At 67.8% G+C, this 26,061-nt stretch carries 22 protein-coding genes and 1 pseudogene; 21 read left to right on the forward strand and 2 right to left on the reverse strand.

Annotated features, from left to right (window positions below; genetic code table 11):
* Positions 1-22 precede the first annotated feature (22 nt).
* Positions 23-355 carry an iron donor protein CyaY gene (gene cyaY, locus ACODT0_RS15565; RefSeq protein ID WP_261209787.1) on the forward strand — a complete coding sequence of 111 codons (333 nt, stop codon included), beginning with the start codon at positions 23-25 and terminating at the stop codon, positions 353-355.
* 16 nt (positions 356-371) lie between these two features.
* Here the strand turns inward: cyaY and ACODT0_RS15570 are convergent, their stop codons facing one another.
* The gene (locus ACODT0_RS15570; protein WP_489041662.1) at positions 372-2,795 is read right to left on the reverse strand and encodes a penicillin-binding protein 1A; all 2,424 of its coding nucleotides are present in this window, start codon (positions 2,793-2,795) and stop codon (positions 372-374) included.
* 238 nt (positions 2,796-3,033) lie between these two features.
* Between ACODT0_RS15570 and ACODT0_RS15575 the strand changes: the two genes are divergently transcribed.
* The 11 genes from ACODT0_RS15575 (at position 3,034) to ACODT0_RS15625 (ending at position 13,843) form a co-directional block, all read left to right on the forward strand.
* Positions 3,034-4,113 carry a pilus assembly protein PilM gene (locus ACODT0_RS15575; RefSeq protein WP_057596021.1) on the forward strand — a complete coding sequence of 360 codons (1,080 nt, stop codon included), beginning with the start codon at positions 3,034-3,036 and terminating at the stop codon, positions 4,111-4,113.
* Complete coding sequence (locus tag ACODT0_RS15580) at positions 4,110-4,736, forward strand: PilN domain-containing protein (RefSeq protein ID WP_261209794.1); 627 nt, start codon at positions 4,110-4,112, stop codon at positions 4,734-4,736. The genes ACODT0_RS15575 and ACODT0_RS15580 overlap by 4 nt, the downstream gene beginning before the upstream one ends.
* A gap of 6 nt (positions 4,737-4,742) precedes the next feature.
* On the forward strand, positions 4,743-5,423 hold the full coding sequence (locus tag ACODT0_RS15585; protein WP_489041663.1) for a type IV pilus inner membrane component PilO: 681 nt from the start codon (positions 4,743-4,745) through the stop codon (positions 5,421-5,423).
* The gene (locus tag ACODT0_RS15590; protein WP_296783071.1) at positions 5,420-5,962 is read left to right on the forward strand and encodes a pilus assembly protein PilP; all 543 of its coding nucleotides are present in this window, start codon (positions 5,420-5,422) and stop codon (positions 5,960-5,962) included. The genes ACODT0_RS15585 and ACODT0_RS15590 overlap by 4 nt, the downstream gene beginning before the upstream one ends.
* Positions 5,959-8,109, forward strand: a complete 2,151-nt coding sequence (locus ACODT0_RS15595) for a type IV pilus secretin PilQ (RefSeq protein WP_296741241.1) — start codon at positions 5,959-5,961, stop codon at positions 8,107-8,109. The genes ACODT0_RS15590 and ACODT0_RS15595 overlap by 4 nt, the downstream gene beginning before the upstream one ends.
* 23 nt (positions 8,110-8,132) lie before the next feature.
* Positions 8,133-8,696, forward strand: coding sequence for a shikimate kinase (locus tag ACODT0_RS15600; RefSeq protein ID WP_261209802.1), 564 nt, complete (start codon positions 8,133-8,135; stop codon positions 8,694-8,696).
* Positions 8,697-8,787: 91 nt separating this feature from the next.
* On the forward strand, positions 8,788-9,909 hold the full coding sequence (gene aroB / locus ACODT0_RS15605; protein ID WP_489041664.1) for a 3-dehydroquinate synthase: 1,122 nt from the start codon (positions 8,788-8,790) through the stop codon (positions 9,907-9,909).
* Between the two features lie 37 nt (positions 9,910-9,946).
* Positions 9,947-11,098, forward strand: a complete 1,152-nt coding sequence (locus tag ACODT0_RS15610; protein WP_489041665.1) for a deoxyguanosinetriphosphate triphosphohydrolase — start codon at positions 9,947-9,949, stop codon at positions 11,096-11,098.
* Complete coding sequence (locus tag ACODT0_RS15615) at positions 11,095-12,366, forward strand: MFS transporter (RefSeq protein WP_489041666.1); 1,272 nt, start codon at positions 11,095-11,097, stop codon at positions 12,364-12,366. Before ACODT0_RS15610 ends, ACODT0_RS15615 begins: the two co-directional genes overlap by 4 nt.
* Positions 12,363-12,938, forward strand: coding sequence for a DUF1415 domain-containing protein (locus ACODT0_RS15620; protein WP_489041667.1), 576 nt, complete (start codon positions 12,363-12,365; stop codon positions 12,936-12,938). The genes ACODT0_RS15615 and ACODT0_RS15620 overlap by 4 nt, the downstream gene beginning before the upstream one ends.
* A gap of 62 nt (positions 12,939-13,000) precedes the next feature.
* The gene (locus ACODT0_RS15625; RefSeq protein ID WP_261210126.1) at positions 13,001-13,843 is read left to right on the forward strand and encodes a class I SAM-dependent methyltransferase; all 843 of its coding nucleotides are present in this window, start codon (positions 13,001-13,003) and stop codon (positions 13,841-13,843) included.
* 18 nt (positions 13,844-13,861) lie between these two features.
* Here the strand turns inward: ACODT0_RS15625 and ACODT0_RS15630 are convergent, their stop codons facing one another.
* A complete protein-coding gene (locus ACODT0_RS15630; RefSeq protein WP_489041668.1) occupies positions 13,862-14,569 on the reverse strand; it encodes a DUF1266 domain-containing protein in 708 nt (235 codons plus the stop codon).
* An 84-nt stretch (positions 14,570-14,653) separates the two neighbouring features.
* Here ACODT0_RS15630 and ACODT0_RS15635 point away from each other — a divergent pair, with 84 nt between their 5' ends.
* The 9 genes and pseudogenes from ACODT0_RS15635 to ACODT0_RS15675 form a co-directional block, all read left to right on the forward strand.
* Positions 14,654-15,349, forward strand: coding sequence for a transposase (locus ACODT0_RS15635; protein ID WP_489041669.1), 696 nt, complete (start codon positions 14,654-14,656; stop codon positions 15,347-15,349).
* 183 nt (positions 15,350-15,532) lie between these two features.
* Positions 15,533-20,287, forward strand: coding sequence for a glutamate synthase-related protein (locus ACODT0_RS15640; RefSeq protein ID WP_413764361.1), 4,755 nt, complete (start codon positions 15,533-15,535; stop codon positions 20,285-20,287).
* Between the two features lie 39 nt (positions 20,288-20,326).
* Positions 20,327-21,805, forward strand: coding sequence for a glutamate synthase subunit beta (locus ACODT0_RS15645; RefSeq protein WP_261209816.1), 1,479 nt, complete (start codon positions 20,327-20,329; stop codon positions 21,803-21,805).
* 171 nt (positions 21,806-21,976) lie between these two features.
* Positions 21,977-22,804, forward strand: a complete 828-nt coding sequence (locus tag ACODT0_RS15650; protein WP_261209818.1) for an ABC transporter ATP-binding protein — start codon at positions 21,977-21,979, stop codon at positions 22,802-22,804.
* The gene (mlaE, locus tag ACODT0_RS15655) at positions 22,801-23,583 is read left to right on the forward strand and encodes a lipid asymmetry maintenance ABC transporter permease subunit MlaE (RefSeq protein WP_489041670.1); all 783 of its coding nucleotides are present in this window, start codon (positions 22,801-22,803) and stop codon (positions 23,581-23,583) included. The genes ACODT0_RS15650 and mlaE overlap by 4 nt, the downstream gene beginning before the upstream one ends.
* A gap of 38 nt (positions 23,584-23,621) precedes the next feature.
* Positions 23,622-24,110: an outer membrane lipid asymmetry maintenance protein MlaD gene (gene mlaD / locus ACODT0_RS15660; RefSeq protein WP_057596777.1), complete on the forward strand. Its 489-nt coding sequence runs from the start codon at positions 23,622-23,624 to the stop codon at positions 24,108-24,110.
* Between the two features lie 26 nt (positions 24,111-24,136).
* Positions 24,137-24,889 carry an MlaA family lipoprotein gene (locus tag ACODT0_RS15665; RefSeq protein WP_261209822.1) on the forward strand — a complete coding sequence of 251 codons (753 nt, stop codon included), beginning with the start codon at positions 24,137-24,139 and terminating at the stop codon, positions 24,887-24,889.
* Positions 24,890-25,083: 194 nt separating this feature from the next.
* On the forward strand, positions 25,084-25,746 hold the full coding sequence (locus tag ACODT0_RS15670) for an MlaC/ttg2D family ABC transporter substrate-binding protein (protein ID WP_261209824.1): 663 nt from the start codon (positions 25,084-25,086) through the stop codon (positions 25,744-25,746).
* 19 nt (positions 25,747-25,765) lie between these two features.
* Positions 25,766-26,056: pseudogene (locus tag ACODT0_RS15675) on the forward strand (STAS domain-containing protein); the annotation flags it as partial.
* Between the last annotated feature and the right edge of the window lie 5 nt (positions 26,057-26,061).

A 26,061-nucleotide genomic window follows, 5' to 3' on the forward strand; every position in this document is an offset into this window, starting at 1 on the left:
CATTCAACATAACGAAATTGTAATGACGGACTCCGAATACATGGACCGCGCCGAAGCCGCGCTGGCAGCGATCGAGCAGGGCTGCGATCGCATCAACGACGCCACGGACGCCGACATCGACAACCAGCGCGTGGGCGGCATGATCACGATTTCGTTTCCCAACGGCAGCCAGCTGATCGTGAACCTGCAGAAGCCGCTGCAGGAGATCTGGCTCGCGGCGCGCTCGGGCGGCTACCACTATCGCTTCGACGGCCGGGCCTGGATCGACACCAAGAGCGGCGAGGAGTTCTTCGGCAACCTCTCGCGCGAGGCGACGCTGCAGGCGGGACAGTCGCTGAGCTTCGCCGCGGGCTGAGGCCCGCGGCTCGGACTCAGTTGCGGAACAGGTCGAGGATGCGGCTGCGCTCCTCGGGCGGTGCCGGCGGACTCACCGGCGCGCCGCTCAGCGATTCGGCCGGCGCCGCCGGTGCCGTATCGACCCCCAGGCTGGCCACGCCGCGGCCCGGCGCATAGTCGTCGTAGTACCACTCGCCGCCCACGTTCACCACGCCGGAAGGCGGCGCCGTCGAGAGGTCGGTGACCGGCGTGCCCTTGATGGCGGTTTCCATGAAGTTGATCCAGATCGGCAGGCTCAGGCCGCCGCCGGTCTCGCGGTCGCCGAGGTTGCGAGGCGTGTCGTAGCCGATCCACGAGATCGCGGTCATGGTCGGCTGGAAGCCCGCGAACCAGGCATCGAGCGAGTCGTTGGTGGTGCCGGTCTTGCCGTAGAGGTCGGGCCGCTTGAGCATCGCCTGGGCCTTGGCCGCGGTGCCGGCGCGCGCCACCGACTGCAGCAGGCTGTCCATGATGAAGGCGTTGCGCTGCGGGATGGCGCGCAGCGCCTCGTTGAGCAGCGGCGGCTGCTTGTCGACCAGCAGCTTGTCCTTGTGGTCGGTGATGCGCGTCACGAGGTAGGGATTGACGCGGTAGCCGCCGTTGGCGAACACCGAATAGCCCACCGCCATCTGCATCGGCGTGACCGAGCCCGCGCCGAGCGCCATCGGCAGGTAGGCCGGGTGCTTCTCGCGCTCGAAGCCGAAGTTGGTGATCCAGTCCTGCGCGTAGCGCGTGCCGATCGACTGCAGGATGCGGATCGAGACCAGGTTCTTCGACTTCATCAGCGCGGTGCGCATCGACATCGGGCCGTCGTAGCCGCCGCCGTAGTTCTTGGGCTCCCAGGGCTGGCCGCCGGTGGTGCCGGCATCGAAGAACAGCGGGCCGTCGTTGATCACGGTGGCGGGCGTGAAGCCCTTCTCGAGCGCGGCCGAGTAGATGAAGGGCTTGAAGCTCGAACCGGGCTGGCGCCAGGCCTGGGTGACGTGGTTGAACTTGTTCTTGCCGAAGTCGAAGCCGCCGACCAGCGCCTTGATCGCGCCGTCGCGCGGGTCCATGGCGACGAAGGCGCCCTCGACCTCGGGCAGCTGGGTGATCTCCCAGGTGTTCTTGGGCGTCTTCACCACGCGGATCACCGCGCCGCGGCGGATCTTGATGTTGGGCGGTGCCTTGTCGGAAAGGCCCGACTGCGCGGGCTTGAGGCCTTCGCCCGTGATCTGCACCGCGTCGCCGTTGCCGCGCACCGCGTCGATCTGCTTGGCCGTGGCCTTGAGCACCACGGCGGCCATCACGTCGCCGTTGTCGGGATGGTCGCTGAGCGCGTCGTCCACCGCTTCGTCGAGATCCTTGGCGTCGTTCGGCAGCTCGACGAACTTCTCGGGGCCGCGGTAGATCTGGCGGCGCTCGTAATCCATGATGCCCTTGCGCAGCGCCTTGTAGGCGGCGGCCTGGTCGGCCGCCACGAGCGAGGTGTAGACCTTGAGGCCGCGCGTGTAGGTGCTGTCGCCGTACTGCGCGTACATCAGCTGGCGCACCGTCTCGGCCACGTACTCGGCATGCAGCCGGTTCGGGTCGGCGGCGTCGCGCAGGTGCAGCTCTTCCTTCTTGGCGGCCGCGGCTTGATCGGCGGTGATGAAGCCTGCTTCCTGCATGCGGTCGATCACGTAGAACTGCCGGCCGCGCGCGCGCTGCGGGTTGTTCACCGGGTTGTTCGCGCCGGGTGCCTTGGGCAGGCCGGCCAGCATCGCGGCCTGGGCGATGGTGAGCTCGGACAGCGGCTTGCCGAAGTAGGCCTCGGAGGCGGCGGCGAAGCCGTAGGCGCGGTTGCCGAGGTAGATCTGGTTCAGGTAGATCTCGAAGATCTGGTCCTTGCTCAGCAGGTGCTCGAGCTTGAAGGTCAGCAACACCTCGTAGATCTTGCGCGTGAGCGTCTTCTCGGAGCTCAGGTAGACGTTGCGCGCCACCTGCATGGTGATGGTGGAGGCGCCCTGGCTCTTCACGCGGTTCATGTTCGCGAGGCCGGCGCGAATCATGCCCTTGTAGTCGACGCCGCCATGGTCGTAGAAGCGCGCGTCCTCGGCCGCCAGCACGGCGTCCTTCACCACCTTGGGAATGGCGGAGATCGGCGTCAGGTTGCGGCGCTCCTCGCCGAATTCGCCGATCTGGATGCCTTCGGCCGAGAACACGCGCAGCGGCAGCTTGGGCCGGTAGTCGGAGAGCTCGGAGATGTCGGGCAGGTTCGGATAGGCGACCGCCAGCGCCACCGCGACCACGCAGATCACCGACAGCACGCCGGCCGCGGCGATGCCCAGGCCCCAGAACACGAAGCGCAGCAGCCATTTGAGCCAGGCGGGCCGGGTGGAGGCGGGTGGGGTGTTGGCTGGGCGCTTGGAGTTTGGCGTTGGCCGTGTGTTTTCTTGCATGGAGGGCCCGAGAGTCACCGCGCATTATAAAAAGCCACCCCCTCGGCGGGCCCTCTTGTTTGCCAGGGTCCCAAGTCCTAATCCGAAAGTTACAAAGCGAGGCTTTAACGTCAGGTTTTGGCAACGATCGGACCTGCCGTCCCGATGCGCCCCTTGGATGGCGTCGGGCGTGCTGCTAGCATGCAACCGAATTCAATTTTTTCCATTGGTTACAAATGCAGGGGAAGAGGGACAGAACTTGGCTGCTCTTGGAACATTGTTTCGTCGTCAGAACGCCCCCCTGCTCGGGCTGGATGTCAGTTCGTCCAGCGTCAAGCTGGTCGAGCTCGGCCGTGAAGCCAGCGGCAAGCTGATCCTGGAACGCTGCGCCATCGAGCCGCTCGAGCGCGGCTGGATCACCGATGGCAACGTCGAGAAGTTCGACGAAGTCGCCGAGGCCGTGCGCCGCGTGGTGCGCAAGAGCGGCACTCGCACCCGCAATGTGGCGCTGGCGCTGCCGCCCTCGGCGGTGATCACCAAGAAGATCATTCTTCCGGGCGGTATGAGCGAGCAGGAGCTCGAGATCCAGGTCGAATCGGAAGCAAATCAATACATTCCTTTCTCGCTCGACGAAGTGAGCCTCGATTTCTGCGTGACCGGGCCGAGCCTGAGTTCGGCGGGCGACGTCGAAGTGCTGATCGCCGCCTCGCGCAAGGAAAAGGTGCAGGACCGCGAAGGCCTGGCCGAAGCGGCGGGCCTCAAGGCCATGATCCTGGACGTCGAGTCCTATGCCTCGCGCCTCGCCACCGCGCGCCTGATCGAGCAGTTGCCGGGCAAGGGCCAGGATGCGATCGTCGCCCTGTTCGAGGTCGGCGCCTTCACCACCAGCATGCAGGTGCTGCGCAACCAGGAAGTGCTGTACGACCGCGACCAGGCCTTCGGCGGCGCCCAGCTGACCCAGATGATCGTGCGCCAGTACGGCTTCTCGGCCGAGGAGGCCGAGGCCAAGAAGCGCAGCGGCGACCTGCCCGACGACTATGGCTCGGGCGTCCTCAAGCCCTTCGTCGAGAGCATCGCCCAGGAAATCGCGCGCGCGCTGCAGTTCTTCTTCACCAGCACGCCGCACAACCGCGTCGACTACGTGATGCTGGCCGGCGGCTCGGCCTCGCTGCCGGGCCTGAGCAACGCGGTGACGCGGCAGACCTCCTTCGCCTGCTCGCTCGTGAATCCCTTCGACGGCATGGAGCTCGGTTCGAACATCCGCGAGAAGAAGGTCCGGCGCGAAGCGCCTTCCTACCTGACCTCCTGCGGCCTGGCGATGCGGAGGTTCCTGCAGTGATCCTGATCAATCTGCTCCCTCACCGCGAGGCCGCGCGCAAGCGCCGGCGCGAGGCCTTCTTCGGCACCCTGGCCGGCGCCGCGCTACTCGGCGGCCTGATCGCCTGCCTGGGCTACCTCTGGTTCGAGGCCCAGATCTCGGCCCAGCAGTCGAAGAACCGCTTCCTGCAGGGCGAGATCAAGAAGCTCGAGGTCGAGATCAAGGAGATCTCGACCCTGCAGGACGAGATCGCGGCGCTGCGCGCGCGCCAGCAGGCTGTCGAGGACCTGCAGGGCGACCGCAACCTGCCGGTGCATCTGCTCAACGAACTGGTGCGGCAACTGCCCGACGGCGTCTACCTGTCGAACATGAAGCAGGACAACCAGACCGTCACGCTGCAGGGCATGGCGCAATCGAACGAGCGCGTGTCGGAGCTGCTGCGCAACCTCGGCAACAACAGCCCCTGGCTGGTGAAGCCGGAGCTGGTCGAGATCACTTCCGCCACCGTGAGCCTGAGCGCGAACCAGCGCGACCAGCGTCGGGTGGCGAACTTCACCATGCGCATCGGCCTCAAGCGGCCGACCGACGCGCAGAAGGCGGCGGCCGACAAGGCGCTGGCCGCCGCGGCGCAGTCCAAGGGCTAGACGATCATGGCAAGCACCCGCTCCTCTCCCAAGGTCGATGTCGGCGCCGCGATGCGCCGCTTCGGCGACCAGTTCCGTGGCCTCAACACCAACGACCCCGCGAGCTGGCCTTCCGTGCCGCGCTATGCGCTGTGCCTGGGGCTGACCGTCGTCGTGGTGGTAGCCCTGTGGTTCGTCTGGCTCACGAATTCGAACGACGAGCTCGAATCGGAGCGCGGCAAGGAAGTCGCGCTCAAGGCCGACTATCAGAAGAAGGTGGCCCAGGCGGCCAATCTCGACCTGCTGAAGAAGCAGCGCGAGCAGGTGCAGCAGTACGTCACGCTGCTCGAGAAGCAGTTGCCGAGCAAGGCCGAGATGGACGCGCTGCTGTCGGACATCAACCAGGCCGGGCTCGGTCGCAGCCTGCAGTTCGAGCTGTTCCGTCCGGGCCAGGTCGTGGTGAAGGACTACTACGCCGAATTGCCGATCGCGGTGCGCGTCACTGGCCGCTATCACGACATGGGTGCGTTCGCGGCCGATATCGCGAGCCTCTCGCGCATCGTCACGCTCAACAATCTGAGCGTGACGCCGCAGAAGGACAAGGATGTGCTGACGATGGATGCGACTGCGCGCACCTATCGCTATCTCGACGAGGAAGAGCGCATGGCCCAGAAGCGTGCCGCGGCGCCGAAGGGCAAGAAGAAATGAAGACGGCCACCCATCTGCTGTGGCTCTTGCCCGCCGTGATCGGCCTGAGTGGCTGCGGCGACTCCGAACAGGAAGATCTCCAGCGCTGGATGGTGGAGCAGCGTGCCCAGGTCAAGCCCAGCATCGCCCCGATCGCGGAGCCGAAACGATTCACGCCGCAGGCCTACACGGAAGCCTCGTCGTTCGAGCCCTTCAACAAGCTCAAGCTCACGCAGGCGCTGCGTCGAGAGTCGAACCAGCAAGGCAGTTCCGACCTGATCGCTCCCGAGCTGGCGCGCCGCAAGGAGGCCCTCGAGGCCTTCCCGCTCGATTCGATGGCGATGGTCGGCACCATGAACCGCAACGGGCAGCCCGTGGCCCTGCTGAAGGTCGACAAGCTGCTCTACAAGGTGCGCGTCGGCGAGTACCTCGGCCTCAATTACGGCCGCATCACCCGAATCAACGAAAGCGAAGTCGCCCTGCGTGAGATCGTGCAGGACGCGGCTGGCGAATGGATCGAACGCGCAGCATCGCTGCAGTTGCAAGAGAGTGCGAAATGAACCTAGAAAAATCGAAGATGGCGCGGCGGCTGCGAAGCGTCGCCCTGGGACTGCTGGCATGTGGCGCGTTCGCCGTGGCCCAGGCGCAGAACGCCATCGAGGCGGTGACCAGTTCGACGCAGTCGGGTGCGGAGGTGGTCCGCATCGATCTGGCGCAACCGCTCACCGCGGTGCCCAATGGGTTCGCAGTCCAGACGCCCGCGCGCATCGCGCTTGATTTTCCCGGTGTCACGAATGCCATCGGGCGCTCCGCGATCGAGATGAATCAGGGCAACCTGCGTTCGGTCAACGTGGTGCAGGCCGGTGAGCGCAGCCGCGTGGTGCTCAACCTCAAGCAGGCCACCGCGTACAAGACCGAGATCCAGGGCAAGTCGCTGCTGGTGACGCTCGAGCCCGTGGCCGGCGTCGCGCTCGCGGCATCCGCCTCCGCGGCCTTCGCCGAGAACCGCAACCGCGACATGCTGCCGTTGCGCGACGTCGATTTCCGCCTGGGCCCCGACAACACGGGCCGCGTGATCATCGACCTGGCCAACAACCAGGTGGGCGTCGATCTGCGGCAGCAGGGCAAGACCCTGGTGGCGGAGTTCACCAAATCCACCTTGCCCGAGGGGCTGCGCCGTCGCCTCGACGTCGCCGACTTCAATACGCCGGTGCAATCGATCACGGCCCAGCAGGCCGGCGATCGCGTCCGCATGACGATCGAGGCCAAGGGCGACTGGGAGCACAGTGCCTACCAGAGCGACAACCAGTTCGTGGTGGAAGTCCGCGCACGCAAGGTGGACCCGACCAAGCTGACGCAGGGCGTGGGCTACACGGGCGAGAAACTGTCGCTGAATTTCCAGAATATCGAGATCCGCTCGCTGCTGCAGGTGATCGCCGACTTCACGAACTTCAATATCGTGACCTCCGACTCGGTGACCGGCGCGCTGACCCTGCGGCTCAAGGACGTGCCTTGGGACCAGGCGCTCGACATCATCATGCAGGCCAAGAACCTCGGCATGCGCAAGAACGGCAGCGTGCTGTGGATCGCGCCCAAGGACGAGATCAATGCCAAGGAAAAGCTCGAGTTCGAGGCCAAGGCCGCGATCGAAAACCTCGAGCCGCTGCGGACGCAGTCGTTCCAGTTGAACTACACCAAGGCCATCACGATCGCCCAGGGGCTGACGGGAACGGGAGCCTCGGCCGGGGGCGGAGGCGGTTCCGGCTCGGCCACGCGCATCCTGAGCCCGCGCGGCAGCGTGATCGCGGAAGCGCGCACCAACCAGCTCTTCGTTTCGGACATTCCCTCCCGCCTTGCCCAGGTGTCGGAGCTGATCCAGAAACTGGACGTGCCCGTGCGCCAGGTGCTGATCGAGGCCCGCATCGTCGAAGCGACCGATACCTTCGGCAAGTCGCTGGGCGCGCGCCTGGGGGGCGGTATTGCGGGCGAACGCGTGGCGTCGGCCAACGGCAATCGGGCATTCGGAAACATCGGCGTGATGCCGGTCGTGACCCAGGGCACCAACGGCAGCGGAAGCACGGCCACCACCACCTGGACCAACTCGAACTTCGTCAACATGCCGGCGTCGGACCCCACCGGCAACGGCGTCGCGGCGGGCACCTTCGCCATCTCGCTGTTCAACTCCAGCTTCTCCCGCATGCTGAACCTCGAGATCTCGGCGCTCGAAGCCGACGGCAAGGGCAAGCTGGTCTCCAGCCCCCGCGTCATCACGGCCGACCAGACGAAGGCCCTGATCGAGCAGGGCGAGGAAATCCCCTACCAGCAGGCGACCTCGAGCGGCGCCACCTCGATCTCGTTCCGCAAGGCCGTGCTCAAGCTCGAAGTCACGCCCCAGATCACGCCCGAGGGCAACATCATTCTGACGCTCGACGTGAGCAAGGATGCCCGGGGTATCAACACCACGGCCGGTCCGGCCATCAACACCAAGCACGTCCAGACCGAGGTGCTGGTCGAAAACGGCGGCACGGTCGTCATCGGTGGTATCTTCGAGCTCAACGAATCCAATGACGAGTCGCGCGTGCCGGTGCTGGGTGAAGTGCCCTATCTGGGGGCGCTGTTCCGCACACGCACTCGCATTGCGAACAAGACCGAAATGCTCGTCTTTATCACCCCGAAGATGATTACCGACCGCAACGCCGCGCGCTGACGCGCGGGCGTAGCAGCCACGGCGTGGCCGTCGCACTCGTCGGATTGCCCGGCGCCGGAAAGTCCGCGGTGGGCCGGCGGCTGGGGCAGCGTCTCGACCTTCCCTTCGTCGATACCGACCACGAGATCGAGCAGCGCATCGGCTGCTCGATCCGCGACTACTTCGAGCGCGAAGGTGAAGCCGCCTTCCGCGACCTCGAGCAGCAGGTGATCGCCGAGCTGGCTGCTGGCGCGCACGGCGTGCTGGCCACCGGGGGGGGCGCGGTGCTGCGCGAGGCCAACCGCCGGCAACTGCGCGGCCATTTCCACGTGATCTACCTGCGGTCCTCGCCCGAGGACCTGTTCCGGCGGCTGCGCCACGACGTCAAGCGCCCGCTGTTGCAGGTGGCCGATCCGCTGGGCCGGCTGCGCGAGCTGCACGACGCGCGCGATCCCTTCTACCGCGAGACGGCCCACGACGTGGTCGACACCGGCCGTCCCACGGTCGCGACGCTCGTGAACATCATCGTGATGCAGCTCGAGCTGGCGGGCATCGTGTCGCCCGGCGCGCATCCCGAGGGGCCCGAGCCGACCGTGTCTTCGGACTGAGCGCGCGACCCGAGGCGCATCGACCCTCGCGCGCCCGGGCGCTTGGCGCCGGCGTTCGGCCCGTCGGCGCCGCACCGCCTAAACTCCCGCCATGCCATCGCCCGCCGCCTCCGTTTCCCCGCCCGCCCTCGAACGCGTCGACATCCCGCTCGGCGACCGCAGCTATCCCATCCTCATCGGCGCCGGCCTGTTCGACGATCCCCGGACCTACGGCGTCGTGCCGCAGGCGGCCAGCGCGCTGATCGTCAGCAACACCACGGTCGCGCCGCTCTACGCCCAGGCGCTTCGCGAGGCGCTGGCCGGCCGGTTCCGGCAGGTGCATCTGCTCGAGCTGCCCGATGGCGAGGCCTACAAGAACCTCGAGACCCTGAACCTGATCTTCGATGCGCTGCTCGGCCACGGCAGCGACCGCAAGACCGTGCTGTTCGCGCTCGGCGGCGGCGTGGTGGGCGACATGACCGGCTTCGCGGCCGCCAGCTACATGCGCGGCGTGCCCTTCGTCCAGGTGCCGACCACGCTGCTGGCGCAGGTCGATTCCTCGGTCGGCGGCAAGACGGCCATCAACCATCCGCTGGGCAAGAACATGATCGGCGCGTTCTACCAGCCGCAGCTGGTGGTCTGCGACCTCGGCACCCTGCAGACCTTGCCGCCGCGCGAGCTCAGCGCCGGCCTGGCCGAGGTCATCAAGTACGGGCCGATCCATGACATGGCTTTCCTCGACTGGATCGAGTCGAACATCGAGGCCCTGGTGGCGCGCGATCCCGCCGCGCTCGCGCATGCGGTCAAGCGCAGCTGCGAGATCAAGGCGCTGGTGGTCGGCCAGGACGAGCGCGAAACGGGCCTGCGCGCCATCCTCAATTTCGGCCACACCTTCGGCCATGCGATCGAATCGGGCCTGGGCTATGGCGAATGGTTGCATGGCGAGGCCGTGGGCTGCGGCATGGTGATGGCGGCGCGGCTGTCGCAGCGCCTTGGCGGCGTGGATGCGGCCTTCGTCGAGCGCCTGACCCGCCTGATCCAGCGCGCCGGCCTGCCCACGGTCGGTCCCGACCTCGGCGCCGACCGCTACCTGGAACTGATGCGCGTCGACAAGAAATCCGAGGGCGGCGAGATCCGCTTCGTCGTGATCGACAAGCCGGGTTCCGCGATCATGCGCGGCGCGCCCGACGCGCTGGTGCGCGAGGTGCTCGCGCAATTCTGCGCGGCGGCCTGAACCCCCTTCCGATGGCCGGCATCGCCCCCGCGGATCCATGAGCCTCGCGCCCTACGCCTCGCATCCCGCGCGTTCGCGCGGCCGACGTCATCCCGAGCCGCCCGCGCCCACGCGCGACGCCTTCCAGCGCGACCGCGACCGCATCGTGCATTCGACGGCGTTCCGGCGGCTGGTCTACAAGACCCAGGTGTTCCTCAATCACGAGGGCGACCTGTTCCGCACGCGGCTCACGCATTCGCTCGAGGTGGCGCAGCTCGGCCGTTCCATCGCGCGCGCGCTGCGGCTCAACGAGGACCTGGTGGAAGCCATCGCGCTGGCCCATGACCTGGGCCACACGCCCTTCGGCCATGCGGGGCAGGACGCGCTCAATGCCTGCATGGTCGAGCACGGCGGCTTCGAGCACAACCTGCAGAGCCTGCGCGTGGTCGATGCGCTCGAGCATCGCTATCCGCAGTACGACGGCCTCAATCTCAGCTTCGAGACGCGCGAGGGCATCCTCAAGCACTGCTCGCGCGCCAACGCCGAGAAGCTCGAGGCGGCCGAGCCCGGCGGCGTGGCGCGCCGCTTCATCGACCGCACCCAGCCCGGCCTCGAGGCGCAGCTGTGCAACCTGGCCGATGCGATCGCCTACAACGCCCACGACATCGACGACGGCGTGCGCTCCGGCCTGATCGCGGTCGAGCAACTGGCCGAGGTCGAGCTGTTCGAACGCTACCGGCGCGAGGCGCTGGCCGAATACCCGGCGCTCAGCGGCCGCCGCGTGCTCTACGAGACCATCCGCCGCATGCTCAGCGCCCAGGTCTACGACGTGATCGACGCCACCCGCGCCACGCTCGAGGCGCTCGCACCCGGCGACGCCGACGCGGTGCGCCGCGCGCCGCCGGTGGTCGCGTTCAGCGAGGGCATGCGCGCGCAGTCGGAGACCCTGCAGCGCTTCCTGTTCCGCAATCTCTACCGCCATCCGCAGGTGGTGCAGACCACCGACCAGGCGCGCGAGGTGGTGCGCGAACTGTTCGATGCCTACCTCGAGCGCGGCGCCGAGATGCCCGAGTCCTTCGCCGAGCGCGCCGACCGCCCGCGTGCCGTGGCCGACTACATCGCGGGCATGACCGACCGCTTCGCGATGCGCGAGCACGAACGGCTGACCGGCCGGCGCGGCATTGCGCGCGCCGACGGGCCGACGGCATGACATCGCCCGGCGCGCGCCCGCGCATCCCCGCGGCCGCCTTCGCGGTCGTGGTCGTGGTCGCGGGCGTCAGCGCCGCGCTGCACCTGGGCAAGCTGCCGCCCGCGGTGCCGGCGCTGCAGGCTTCGCTGGGCATCGGCCTGGTCGAGGCCGGCTTCCTGCTCTCGCTGGTCCAGGTCGCGAGCATGACGCTGGGCCTGCTCGCGGGCCTGGCGGCCGACACCATCGGCCTGCGCCGCAGCATGCTGGGCGGACTGGCGGTGCTGACCCTGGCCAGCCTCGCGGGCGGCGCGGTCGGCAGCCATCTGCCGGCCGAGCAGGCCGTGCCCTGGCTGCTGGTGCTGCGCGCCGTCGAGGGCGTCGGCTTCCTGCTGGCGGTGATGCCGGGCCCGGGCCTGATCCGCGCCCTCACGCCCGCGGGCGCCGACAAGGCCGCACTGGGGCTCTGGGGCGCCTACATGCCCCTCGGCGTGGCGCTGGCCCTGTTGCTCGGCCCGGTATTGATCGGCTGGAACGGCTGGCCCGGCTGGTGGTGGGCGCTGTCGCTGGTGTCGGCGCTGGCGGCGGCCTGGCTGTTCGTCGCGGTGCCGGCCGACCGGCAGCGCGCGCCGATCGCCGCCGCCGTGCCCGAGAGCGGCTGGTCGCGCCTGCGCACCACGGTCGGCGCGCGCGGCCCCTGGCTTACGGCGCTGAGCTTCGCCGTCTACTCGGCGCAGTGGATGGCAGTGATCGGCTTCCTGCCCGCGATCTATGCCGGCGCGGGCGTGCCGGCCGGCTGGAACGCGGTGCTCACGGCGCTGGCGGCCGCGATGAACATCGTCGGCAACATCATGGGCGGGCGCTGGCTGCAGCGCGGCATCGCGCCCGAGCGGCTGCTGCAGTGGGGCTTCCTGATCATGGCGCTGGGCGGCATCGCGGCCTTCGCGGAACTGCGCGGGCCGGGCGCCGATGCCATCGGGCTGCCCGCCTCGCTGCGCTTCGTGGCCGTCTGCGCCTTCTCGCTCGCGGGCGGCATGGTGCCGGCCACGCTGTTCCTGCTCGGCGTTCGCTTCGCGCCCGGGCCGGCCACCGTCTCGACCACCGTCGGACTGATGCAGCAGGCCTCGTCGCTGGGCCAGTTCCTGGCGCCGCCGACTGTTGCCTGGGTGGCGCACCGCGTTGGCGGATGGCACTGGACCTGGGTCGCGACGCTCGCCTGCTCGTTGACCGGCATCGCGATCGCGCGCCGGCTCGGCCGCGCGCGGCTGGCACTGGAGGCGGCGACGCCATGAGCGGCGATGCCTTCGTCACGGCCGAGCAGGCCGTTGCCGACACGCGCCGCTGGCTCGAGCGCGCGGTGATCGGCCTCAACCTGTGCCCGTTCGCGAAGGCCGTGCACGTCAAGGGCCAGATCCACTACGCCACCTATCTGCCGGCCGAGCATGACGACCTGCTCGACGGATTGCTGGCCGAAGCCCGGCAATTGGTCGCGCTCGATGCCGCCGAGCGCGACACCACATTGCTGATCGCGCCGAGCGCGCTTTCGGACTTCCTCGATTTCAACGACTTCACGGCACGCGCCGAGCGCCGGCTCGCCAAGGCCGGCTTCGACGGCGTGCTGCAGCTCGCGAGCTTCCATCCGCAATTCCAGTTCGGCGGCACCGAGCCCGACGACATCGGCAACGCCACCAACCGCGCGCCCTATCCCACGCTGCACCTGCTGCGCGAAGAGAGCGTGGACCGCGCGGTCGAGGCCTTTCCCGATGCCGAGGAGATCTTCGGCCGCAACATCGACACCCTCGAGACCCTCGGGCCCGAAGGCTGGGCCACGCTCGATGTCGGCCCCGGGAGCACCCCCACATGAATGCCCACGCTTTGAAAAAGATCCGCGACGACCATTCCGCCAAGGGCGGCAAGACCGCCAAGATGGCGAAGGCCGATGCCGAGCTCGCCGAGGCCTTGCGCCCGGGCCAGTCGGTCGAGCTGCTCAAGGAGCTGCACATCCTCACGCGCGAGGGCCGGCTCAACCAGGACTCGCGCCGCAAGCTCAAGCAGGTCTACCACCTGTTCCAGTTCATCGAGCAGCTGCTGCGCGAGCTGCCCGAGGGCGGCGCCAACGCCACGCTGGCCGACCATGGCGCGGGCAAGTCGTACCTGGGCTTCATCGTCTACGACCTGTTCTTCCGCGCGGGGCAGGGCGGTCACGTCTACGGCATCGAGACGCGCGCCGAGCTGGTCCAGAAGTCGCGCGAACTCGCGCAGCGGCTGGGCTTCGACCGCATGTCCTTCCTCAACCTCACGGTGGCCGAATCGGCCACCGCGGGCGAGCTGCCGCCGCGGATCGACGTGGTGACCGCGCTGCATGCCTGCGACACCGCCACCGACGACGCGATCGCCTTCGGTCTCGCGAAGAAGGCCCGCTGCATGGTGCTGGTGCCGTGCTGCCAGGCGGAGGTGGCGGCCTGCCTACGCGAGACCAAGGCGCTCGCGCTCTCGCGCACGCCGCTGGCCGAGCTCTGGCGCCATCCGCTGCACACGCGCGAGATCGGCAGCCAGCTCACCAACGTGCTGCGCTGCCTGTACCTCGAGGCCAACGGCTACAGCGTCACCGTGACCGAGCTCGTGGGCTGGGAGCACAGCATGAAGAACGAACTGATCCTCGCGCGCCACACCGGCCAGCGCAAGGCGAGCGCGGCGGCGCGGCTGCGCGAACTGCTGGCGCAGTTCGGGCTCGATGCGTTGGGCGATACGCGCTTTAGTCTCGACTGAGCCTGACGCCGCGCCGGCTCAGCGCGAGGCGAGCAGCGCAGGCAGCGCGTCGCGCGTGGGCCAGTCCAGCGTCTTCCATGGGCTGCGCTCGTCTTCCAGCAGCCGCTCGGTCACCGAAGCCAGCACCTTGCGGCCCATGAAGTTGCTGCCCGCGGCATCGCGCTCGCCCTCGAGGAAGCTGCGGCCGTAGCTCTCCCAGCCATCGAAGCGCTCGACCGCCAGCGCCACCGCCGGCTCGAGCGCGTCCAGCGCCTCGCGCGCTTCCAGGTAGCCGACCGCCGCCGAGCCGGTCGCGAGGTGCGCGAAGCGGGCGATCCACACGGCCAGTTCGCCATCCGTGCTCCGGGCCATCGCCTCGGTCGCGTCGTGGGTGTCGGCGATGGCTTCGCGTGCCTGCGCCTCGCCGTCCGCGTCGAAGTCGCGTGCCAGCAGCTTCTTCCACGGCCCGACTTCCTCGTCGGGGATCGGCACGCACAGCAGGTGCACCGCGCCGCGGTTCGCTTCCCTGGCGGCCTTGAGCTCGGGGGCGAAGGTCTCGCGGTAGATCGCGGCCAGCGCCACGGCCATGTTCTCGTAGCGCGACGAGGCAGCGAGCCGGGCCTCGAGCGCCGCGCCGTCCTGCTGCGCCTTGGCCTCGCGCTCGGCGGTTTCCTGCGCCAGCTCGGCGCGTCCCTCCGCCATGCCTTCCTTGACCGTATCGAGCATTTCCTTGAAGAACTTGAACATCGAATGGCTCCTCCCCCGCCAGGATGGGATGGTTCGGCGGGCGGCTTAGGATACAAGTCCCGCGCGTCAACCCCTTCCTGGCCCATGGCCCGCCTTCCCCGCCTCACCCTTGCCGGCCTGCCGCACCATGCGATCCAGCGCGGCAACAACCGCCAGCCGATCTTCGTGGACCGTGCCGACCACGAGAAGCTGCTCGCCCTGCTGGCCGACAGCGCCACGCGCTTCGGCGTCGCGGTGCACGCCTACGTGCTGATGGACAACCACTTCCACCTGCTGGCCACGCCCGACACCGCCACGGGGCTGCCGCAGCTCATGCAGTCGGTCGGGCGCAGCTACGTGCGCTACTTCAACGACCGCCATGGCCGCAGCGGCACCCTGTGGGAGGGGCGCTACAGGTCGACCCTGATCCAGACCGAGCGCTACCTGCTGACCTGCATGGCCTACATCGACCTCAACCCGGTGCGCGCGGGGCTGGTGATCGATCCGCGCGACTTCGCGTGGTCCAGTCATGCGCACTACGCGGGGTTGCGGCACGACCGGCTGCTCACGCCCCATCCGCTGTACTGGGAGCTCGGCAACACCCCGTTCGCGCGCGAGGCGGCGTATGTCGAACTGGTGCGCGCGGGGGTCCGGGCCGCCGACCAGTCGGCGCTGACCGAGGCCACGCTGCGTGGCTGGGCGGCCGGCGACGCCGATTTCCTGGAAGCGTTGCAGAAGAACACCGAGCGCCGAGTGGTGCCGGCCAAGGCCGGGCGGCCGCCTTCGGGCGCCAAGAGCTGAACTGAAAAGGGCGGAAGCCGCTGTCCAGTCGTGATCTTTTGCTATCTGATTTGATGTGTCCCCAATTAAATTCTGACAAGAAAACTCAAGATTTAATCGGAATCTGACCCCTATTAAAGTGTTTGGCATTCTTTGTGCATCGCAATATGCTCCCAATCCCTGCGAAAACTGAAGGAGTGCGCCATGACGACGGCTGCCGAGATTCAACATCTCCAACAACACGGTCTGTATTCCGGTGCCGACGAGCACGATGCCTGCGGCGTCGGCTTCGTGGCCCACATCAAGGGCGAGAAGAGCCACGCCATCGTGCTGCAGGGCTTGAAGATCCTCGAGAACCTCGACCATCGCGGCGCGGTGGGCGCCGACAAGCTGATGGGCGACGGCGCCGGCATCCTGATCCAGCTGCCCGACCACCTGTACCGCGACGAGATGGCCAAGCAGGGCGTCACGCTGCCCCCGCCGGGCGAGTACGGCGTCGGCATGATCTTCCTGCCGAAGGAACACGCCTCGCGCCAGGCCTGCGAGCAGGAAATGGAACGCGCGATCAAGGCCGAAGGCCAGGTGCTGCTGGGCTGGCGCGACGTGCCGGTCAACCGCGACATGCCGATGTCGCCCACCGTGCGCGAAAAGGAACCGCTGCTGCGCCAGGTCTTCATCGGCCGCGGCAACGACGTGATCGTGCAGGACGCGCTGGAACGCAAGCTCTACGTGATCCGCAAGACCGCGAGCGCCAACATCCAGCGCCTGAAGCTCAAGCACAGCAAGGAATACTACGTTCCGAGCATGTCGAGCCGCACCGTGGTCTACAAGGGCCTGCTGCTCGCCGACCAGGTCGGCACCTACTACCTCGACCTGCAGGACAAGCGCTGCGTCTCGGCCCTGGGCCTGGTGCACCAGCGCTTCTCGACCAACACCTTCCCCGAGTGGCCGCTGGCCCACCCGTACCGCTACGTCGCGCACAACGGCGAAATCAACACCGTCAAGGGCAACTACAACTGGATGAAGGCGCGCGAGGGCGTGATGTCCTCGCCCGTGCTCGGCCCCGACCTGCAGAAGCTCTACCCGATCAGCTTCGCGGGCCAGTCCGACACCGCCACCTTCGACAACTGCCTCGAGCTGCTGACGATGGCCGGCTACCCGATCAGCCAGGCCGTGATGATGATGATTCCCGAGCCCTGGGAACAGCACAGCACCATGGACCCGCGCCGCCGCGCGTTCTATGAATACCACGCCGCCATGCTCGAGCCCTGGGACGGCCCGGCCTCGATCGTGTTCACCGACGGCCGCCAGATCGGCGCCACGCTCGACCGCAATGGCCTGCGTCCCTCGCGCTACTGCGTGACCGACGACGACCTCGTCATCATGGCTTCGGAGTCGGGCGTGCTGCCCGTGCCCGAGCAGAAGATCGTGCGCAAGTGGCGCCTGCAGCCCGGCAAGATGTTCCTGATCGACCTCGAGCAAGGGCGCATGATCGACGACGAGGAGGTCAAGGCCACCCTCGCCAACAGCAAGCCCTACAAGCAGTGGATCGAGAACCTGCGCATCAAGCTCGATAGCGTGCAGGCCGAGCCGGTCGCCGCGCCGATCTCGCAGGTCGCGCTGCTCGACCGCCAGCAGGCCTTCGGCTACACCCAGGAAGACATCAAGTTCCTGATGAGCCCGATGGCGCAGGCCGGCGAAGAGGGCATCGGCTCGATGGGCAACGACAGCCCGCTGGCCGTGCTCTCGAGCAAGAACAAGCCGCTGTACAACTACTTCAAGCAGCTGTTCGCCCAGGTCACGAACCCGCCGATCGACCCGATCCGCGAAGCCATCGTGATGTCGCTGGTGTCCTTCATCGGCCCGAAGCCCAACCTGCTCGACATCAACCAGGTCAACCCGCCGATGCGGCTCGAGGTGAGCCAGCCGATCCTCGACTTCGCCGACATGGCGAAGCTGCGCGACATCGGCAAGTACACGCAGGGCAAGTTCAAGAGCTACGTGCTCGACATCACCTACCCGCTCGCCTGGGGCGACGAAGGCGTCGAAGCCAAGCTGGCCTCGCTGTGCGCCGAAGCCGTCGATGCCATCAAGGGCGGCCACAACATCCTGATCGTGAGCGACCGCGGCGTCGGCCCGACGCAGGTCGCGATCCCCGCCGTGCTGGCGCTGTCGGCCGTGCACCAGTACCTGGTGCGCGAGGGCCTGCGCACCACGGCCGGCCTGGTGGTGGAGACCGGCTCGGCGCGCGAGGTGCACCACTTCGCCGTGCTCGCGGGCTACGGCGCCGAGGCGGTCCATCCCTACCTCGCGATGGACACCCTGGCCGGCATGCACGCCGACCTGCCGGGCGCGCTGAGCGCCGAGAAGGCGATCTACAACTACGTGAAGGCGATCGGCAAGGGTCTGTCGAAGATCATGTCGAAGATGGGCGTCAGCACCTACATGAGCTACTGCGGCGCCCAGCTGTTCGAGGCCATCGGCCTGAACAGCGAGACCGTCAGCAAGTACTTCACCGGCACGGCCAGCCGCGTGGAAGGCATCGGCGTGTTCGAGATCGCCGAGGAAGCCATCCGCATGCACAAGGCCGCCTTCGGCGACGACCCGGTGCTCTCGAACATGCTCGACGCCGGCGGCGAATACGCCTGGCGCACGCGCGGCGAGGAGCACATGTGGACGCCCGACGCGATCGCCAAGCTGCAGCACAGCACGCGCGCCAACAACTGGAACACGTACAAGGAATACGCCCAGCTCATCAACGACCAGAACCGCCGCCACCTCACGCTGCGCGGCCTGTTCGAGTTCAGGATCGATCCGGCGAAGGCGATTCCGGTCGACGAGGTCGAGTCGGCGGCCGAGATCGTCAAGCGCTTCGCCACCGGCGCGATGTCGCTGGGCTCGATCAGCACCGAGGCGCACTCGGTGCTGGCCGTGGCCATGAACCGCATCGGCGGCAAGAGCAACACCGGCGAGGGCGGCGAGGACCCCGCGCGCTACCGCAACGAACTCAAGGGCATCCCGATCAAGCAGGGCGACACGCTGCGCAGCGTGATCGGTGCCGAGAACGTCGAGGTCGACCTGCCGCTGAAGGACGGCGACTCGCTGCGCTCGCGCATCAAGCAGGTGGCCTCGGGCCGCTTCGGCGTCACGGCCGAGTACCTGCATTCGGCCGACCAGATCCAGATCAAGATGGCCCAGGGCGCGAAGCCGGGCGAGGGCGGCCAGCTGCCGGGCGGCAAGGTCACCGAGTACATCGGCAAGCAGCGCTACGCGGTGCCGGGCGTGGGCCTGATCTCGCCGCCGCCGCATCACGACATCTACTCGATCGAGGACCTGGCCCAGCTGATCCACGACCTGAAGAACACCGCGCCGCACGCCAGCATCAGCGTGAAGCTGGTCAGCGAGATCGGCGTCGGCACCATCGCCGCGGGCGTGGCCAAGTGCAAGAGCGACCACGTCGTGATCGCCGGCCATGACGGCGGCACGGGCGCCTCGCCCTGGTCGTCGATCAAGCATGCGGGCAGCCCGTGGGAAATCGGCCTGGCCGAGACCCAGCAGACGCTGGTGCTCAACCGCCTGCGCAGCCGCATCCGCGTGCAGGCCGACGGCCAGATGAAGACCGGCCGCGACGTCGCCATCGGCGCGCTGCTGGGCGCCGACGAGTTCGGCTTCGCCACCGCGCCGCTGGTGGTCGAGGGCTGCATCATGATGCGCAAGTGCCACCTCAACACCTGCCCGGTGGGCGTGGCCACGCAGGACCCGGTGCTGCGCAAGAAGTTCTCGGGCAAGCCCGAGCACGTCGTCAACTACTTCTTCTTCGTCGCGGAGGAAGTGCGCCAGATCATGGCCCAGCTCGGCATCCGCAAGTTCGACGACATGATCGGCCGCGCCGACCTGCTCGACATGCGCAAGGGCATCGAGCACTGGAAGGCCTCGGGCCTCGACTTCAGCCGCCTGTTCGCGCTGCCGAACGTGCCGGCCGACGTCTCGCGCTTCCATGTCGAGAACCAGGACCACGGCCTCGACAAGGCGCTCGACGTCCGGCTGATCGAGAAGTCGCGTCCCGCGATCGACAAGGGCGAGAAGGTGCAGTTCATCGAGGTGGCGCGCAACGTCAACCGCTCGGTGGGCGCGATGCTCTCGGGCGCGCTGACCAAGGTGCATCCGCAGGGCCTGCCCGACGACTCGATCCGCATCCAGCTCGAGGGCACGGGCGGCCAGTCGTTCGGTGCCTTCCTGGCGCGCGGCATCACGCTGTACCTGATCGGCGACGCCAACGACTACACCGGCAAGGGCCTGTCGGGCGGCCGCGTGGTGGTGCGCCCCAGCCTCGACTTCCGCGGCGAGGCCGCGCGCAACACCATCGTCGGCAACACCGCGCTGTACGGCGCGACCACCGGCGAGGCCTACCTGTGCGGCGTGGCCGGCGAGCGCTTCGCGGTGCGCCTGTCGGGCGCCACGGCGGTCATCGAAGGCACGGGCGACCACGGCTGCGAGTACATGACCGGCGGCACGGTGGCCGTGCTCGGCAAGACCGGGCGCAACTTCGCGGCCGGCATGAGCGGCGGCGTGGCCTTCGTCTACGACGAGGACGGCCAGTTCGCCTCGCGCTGCAACATGGCGATGGTCTCGCTCGACAAGGTGCTGACCTCGGCCGAGCAGACCGCCAGCGTGCATCGCAAGATCTGGCACGGCGGCGAGACCGACGAGGCCCAGCTGAAGAAGCTGCTCGAGGACCACCACCGCTGGACCGGCAGCAAGCGCGCGCGCGAGCTGCTCGACACCTGGGCCGTGTCGCGCACCAAGTTCGTCAAGGTCTTCCCCAACGAGTACAAGCGCGCCCTGGCCGAGCTGCACGACCGCAAGGTCGAGCTCACCAGCACCGGCAACAACGCGCATGTCGGCCTCGAGCCGCATGCGATCGCCGCCGCGCCCAAGACGGTGCCGGCCGCCGCCTGAAGGCGCGGGTGAACGAAGACACAACGAAGGAACAGCACGATGGGAAAGATCACCGGTTTTCTGGAGCATGAGCGCATCGAGGAGGGCTATCGCCCGGTCGAGGAGCGGCTCAAGCACTACAAGGAATTCGTCGTCGGCCTGGACACCGACCAGGCGAAGGTGCAGGGCGCGCGCTGCATGGACTGCGGCACGCCGTTCTGCAACAGCGGCTGCCCGGTCAACAACATCATTCCGGACTTCAACGACCTGGTGTACCGCAACGATTGGCGCAACGCCTTCGCGGTGCTCGACTCGACCAACAACTTCCCGGAGTTCACCGGCCGCATCTGCCCCGCGCCCTGCGAGGCGGCCTGCGTGCTCAACGTGAACGACGACGCGGTCGGCATCAAGTCGCTCGAGCACGCCATCATCGACCGCGCCTGGGACGAGGGCTGGGTCGCGCCGCGCGTGGCCAAGCACAAGACCGGCAAGAAGGTCGCCGTGGTGGGCGCGGGCCCGGCCGGCATGGCCGCCGCCCAGCAGCTCGCGCGCGCCGGCCACGATGTGACGCTGTTCGAGAAGAACGACCGCATCGGCGGCCTGTTGCGCTACGGCATCCCCGACTTCAAGATGGAGAAGTCGCACATCGATCGCCGCGTCGAGCAGATGAAGGCCGAGGGCGTGGTGTTCCGCACCGGCGTGGTCGTCGGTGCCGCCAAGGATCCGCTGGGCAAGGGCTCGAAGGTCACCAACCTGGCCAAGGAAAGCGTCACGCCCGAGCAGCTGCAGAAGGACTTCGACGCCGTGCTGCTGACCGGCGGCGCCGAGCAGTCGCGCGACCTGCCCGTGCCCGGCCGCGACCTCGACGGCATCCATTTCGCGATGGAGTTCCTGCCGCAGCAGAACCGCGTCAACGCGGGCGACAAGGTCAAGGGCCAGCTGCGCGCCGATGGCAAGCACGTGATCGTGATCGGCGGTGGCGACACCGGCTCCGACTGCGTGGGCACCAGCAACCGCCATGGCGCCGTGAGCGTCACGCAGTTCGAGCTGATGCCGCAGCCGCCCGAGGAAGAGAACCGTCCGCTGACCTGGCCCTACTGGCCGATCAAGCTGCGCACCAGCTCCAGCCACGACGAGGGCTGCGAGCGCGAGTTCGCGATCTCCACGAAGGAGTTCATCGGCGAGAAGGGCAAGATCACCGGCCTGAAGACCGTTCGCGTCGAATGGAAGGACGGCAAGATGCAGGAAGTGGCCGGCAGCGAGCAGGTGCTCAAGGCCGACCTCGTGCTGCTCGCGATGGGCTTCGTGAGCCCCGTGGCGACCGTGCTCGATGCCTTCGGCGTCGAGAAGGATGCGCGCGGGAATGCGAAGGCCAGCGTCGACTTCATCGGTGGCTATGCCACCAACGTGCCGAAGGTCTTTGCCGCCGGCGACATGCGCCGTGGCCAGTCGCTGGTGGTCTGGGCGATCCGCGAGGGCCGCCAAGCCGCGCGCTCGGTCGACGAGTTCCTGATGGGCTTCAGCGACCTGCCGCGCTGATTCCGGGCACCGCGCCCGCCGTCTCCAGGGCGGCGGGCTTCTCCTCCAAACGGAGCAGGCTGCCACGGCTGAAATTTGTTTCAATTCGGCGGGGCTTCTCGCGGCTCCTTTATCATCCGCGGAAACCGCATGCCGGGATGCCTCCTCAGGGCGCCCGGCTTTTTTATTGAGATGGACCCAGCCGCACAGCCACAGCCCTTCGTAGAGTTTCGCGACGTTCGCTTCGGTTATGGCGCGCGCGCGATCCTCGATGGCGTCTCGTTCTCGCTGCCGCGCGGCAAGGTCACGGCACTTATGGGCGCCTCGGGCGGCGGCAAGACCACCGTGCTGCGCCTGATCGGCGGCCAGCAGCGCGCCCAGCGCGGCGAGGTGCTGTTCGACGGCCAGGACGTCGGCCGCATGGACCCCACCGCGCTCTATGCCGCGCGGCGCCGCATGGGCATGCTGTTCCAGTTCGGTGCGCTGTTCACCGACATGAGCGTGCTCGACAACGTGGCTTTTCCGCTGCGCGAACACACCGAACTGCCCGAGGCGCTGGTGCGCGACATCGTGCTGATGAAGCTCGACGCCGTCGGCTTGCGCGGCGCGCGCGATCTGCTGCCCAGCGAAGTCTCGGGCGGCATGGCGCGGCGCGTGGCGCTGGCGCGCGCGATCGCGCTCGACCCCGACTTCGTGATGTACGACGAACCCTTCGCCGGCCTCGACCCGATCTCGCTCGGTACCGCGGCGCGGCTGATCCGCCAGCTCAACGACACGCTGGGACTCACCAGCATCATCGTGTCGCACGACGTGGAGGAGACCTTCCGCATCGCCGACCAGGTGATCGTGCTCGCCAACGGCGGCATCGCCGCGCAGGGCACGCCCGACGAGGTGCGCAACAGCAGCGATCCGCTGGTGCATCAGTTCGTGCATGCGCTGCCCGACGGGCCGGTGCGCTTCCACTATCCGGGCGTCAGCATCGAGGACGATTTCGGTCCCGCGCATGGAGGCCATCCATGAGCTGGTGGAACCCGCGCGACGTCGGCTTCGCCGTGCGCAGCAAGCTGGCCGATCTCGGCTATGGCGCCAAGCTGTTCATGCGGCTGGCCTTCCAGGGCTCGCGCAGCCTGCGCCGCTTCGCGCTGGTGCGCGACCATATCCATTTCCTCGGCAACTACTCGCTCGCGATCATCGCGGTGTCGGGTCTTTTCGTGGGCTTCGTGCTCGGGCTGCAGATGTACTACGCGCTGCAGCGCTACGGCTCCTCCGAGGCGCTCGGCCTGCTGGTCACGCTGAGCCTGGTGCGAGAGCTCGGGCCGGTGGTGGCGGCGCTGCTGTTCGCGGGCCGCGCCGGCACCTCGCTCACGGCCGAGATCGGCCTCATGAAGGCCGGCGAGCAGCTCAGCGCCATGGAGATGATGGCGGTCGACCCGGTGCAGCGCATCCTCGCGCCGCGCTTCTGGGCCGGCGTGATCACCATGCCGCTGCTGGCGGCCGTGTTCAGCGCGGTCGGCATCCTCGGCGGCTACGTGGTGGGCGTGCTGATGCTCGGCGTCGATCCCGGCGCGTTCTGGGGCCAGATGCAGGCGGGCGTCGATGTCTGGCGCGATGTCGGCAACGGCGTCATCAAGAGCATCGTGTTCGGCTTCACCGTGACTTTCATTGCGTTGCTGCAGGGCTACGAGGCGCAGCCCACGCCCGAGGGCGTGTCGCGCGCCACCACCCGCACCGTGGTAGCGGCCTCGCTGTCGGTGCTGGGGCTCGATTTCCTGCTCACCGCCATGATGTTCAGTATCTGAAGGGGCTCGCCCCGATCGTCTAGATAGAGAGTGCAACCATGCAACGTTCCAACAACGACATCTGGGTCGGCCTGTTCGTGCTGCTCGGAGCGGCCGGGCTGCTGTTCCTCGCGCTGCAGTCGGCCAATCTGCTGAGCCTGAACTTCCAGAAGACCTATACCGTCACCGCGCGCTTCGACAACATCGGCGGCCTCAAGCCGCAGACCGCCGTCAAGAGCGCCGGCGTGGTGATCGGCCGCGTGCAATCGATCTCGTTCAACGACAAGACATTTCAGGCCGACGTGACGCTGGCTTTGCAAAACCGTTACAGTTTTCCCAAGGACAGTTCGCTGAAGATCCTCACCAGTGGCCTGCTCGGCGAGCAGTACATCGGGATCGAGGCGGGTGTCGAGGAGAAGAACCTGCAGGCCGGCGACACGATCACTGCCACCCAATCGGCGGTGGTGCTCGAGAACCTGATCAGCCAGTTCCTCTACAGCAAGGCCGCCGAGGGGAGTTCCACGCCGGCCAACACCAACAAGAAATGAAAAACCGTCACCCCATGTCGAATGCTATGAAGAACATAGCGACCTATGCCCGCTGGATGGGCATTTCTGCTCTTCTGTCGGTGCTCGCCGCATGCGCCACCGGCCCGCAGGCCAATCCGCTCGACCCGTTCGAGCCCTTCAACCGAGGCGTGACCCGCTTCAATGACACCGTCGACGAGAACGTGCTCGTGCCGGTGGCCACCACCTATACCCGCGTGCTGCCTTCGCTGGTGCGCACCGGTGTCACCAACTTCTTCAACAACGTGGGCGACGTCTGGAACCTCGCCAACAACGTCGCGCAGGGCAAGGTGCAGAACAGCGCCCAGACCTTCATGCGTTTGAACGTCAACACGATCTTCGGTCTCGGCGGCCTGCTCGACATCGCCACCGAGGCGGGCATCGACCGCCACGACGAGGATTTCGGCCAGACGCTCGGCTACTGGGGCGTGGGTTCGGGTCCGTACCTCGTGCTGCCGCTGCTCGGCCCTTCGACCGTGCGCGATGCCGCGGCGCTGCCGGTGGACCGCTGGGGCGATCCGATCTCGCACATGAATGACGTGGCGTGGCGCAATTCGCTCAACGTGCTGAACCTGGTCGACACCCGTGCCAAGTACCTGCGCGCCGGCCGCCTGCTCGACGATGCGGCGCTCGACAAGTACACCTTCACGCGCGACGCCTATCTGCAGCACCGCCGCAGCGACATCTACGACGGCAACCCGCCCGACGAGCGCGAGGACATCGACCCCAAGGACGGCGCCAAGGGCAGCGACGGCAAGTAGGCCTTTGCCGCTGCCCGGAGCGCGGCTTTTCGAGGTCAGGAGGCCACGGCCTTCGCTTGCATCCGGTTGCAGGCTTCATCCGACGTTCAGGAACCCGGTAGGCCGGTAGCCTGTCGAAACCGTTCCAGACTTGGCGCGGCTGCTCTCTTTTTCGAAGGGCCGCGCGGCAGATTCAACCAGAGGGACTCACGATCATGACAAAAACCCAGACCTTGATTCAACGACGCAGCCTCGGCCGCCTGGTGCTGGCCGGCGCGCTGCTGATCGGCGCCGGCGTCGCCTTCGTGCGCCCCGCGCAGGCCGCGGACGAAGCGCCCGACGCGCTGGTCAAGCGGCTGTCGACCGACGTGCTCGAGACCATCAAGGCCGACACCTCGATCAAGGCCGGCGACGTCAACAAGATCATGCTGCTGGTCGACAGCAAGATCATGCCGAACGTCAACTTCCAGCGCATGACCGCCTCGGCCGTCGGCCCGGCCTGGCGCCAGGCCACGCCCGAGCAGCAGAAGCGCCTGCAGGAAGAGTTCAAGACCCTGCTGGTGCGCACCTATGCCGGCGCGCTCGACCAGGTGAGCGACCAGACCGTCACGGTGCGCCCGTACCGCGGTTCGCCCGACGACAAGGAAGTGCTGGTGCGCACCGAGGTCCGCGGCCGCGGCGACCCGGTCCAGCTCGACTACCGCCTCGAGAAGACGCCCGGCCAGGGCGGCGGCTGGAAGGTCTACAACCTCAATGTGCTCGGCGTGTGGCTGGTCGATACCTACCGCACCCAGTTCTCGCAGGAGATCAACGCCCGCGGCATCGACGGCCTGATCACCGCGCTGGCGGCCCGCAACAAGGGCGGCGGCAAGGGCTGAGCCCGGCCGGGCCCATCGAGAAGGAGCCGAGGCCATGCTGGTCCTGCCGACGAAGCTCACGCACGACGAGGCGCCCGCCTGCATGCGCATGCTGCAGAAGGGCCTCGCCGGTCAGGGCGACGCCTCCGCCACCGTGGTCGACGCCAGCGCGCTGGTGCAGTTCGACTCGTCGGCGCTGGCGGTGCTGCTCGAATGCCGCCGCGAGGCCAGCGCGCTCGGGCGCGGCTTCGCGGTGAAGGGCCTGTCGCCGCGGCTGCGCGAGCTGGCGGCGCTCTACGGCATCGCCGGACTGCTGCCGGCCGCGCCCTGAGGGCG

Source organism: Variovorax sp. FG153, assembly GCF_057809595.1.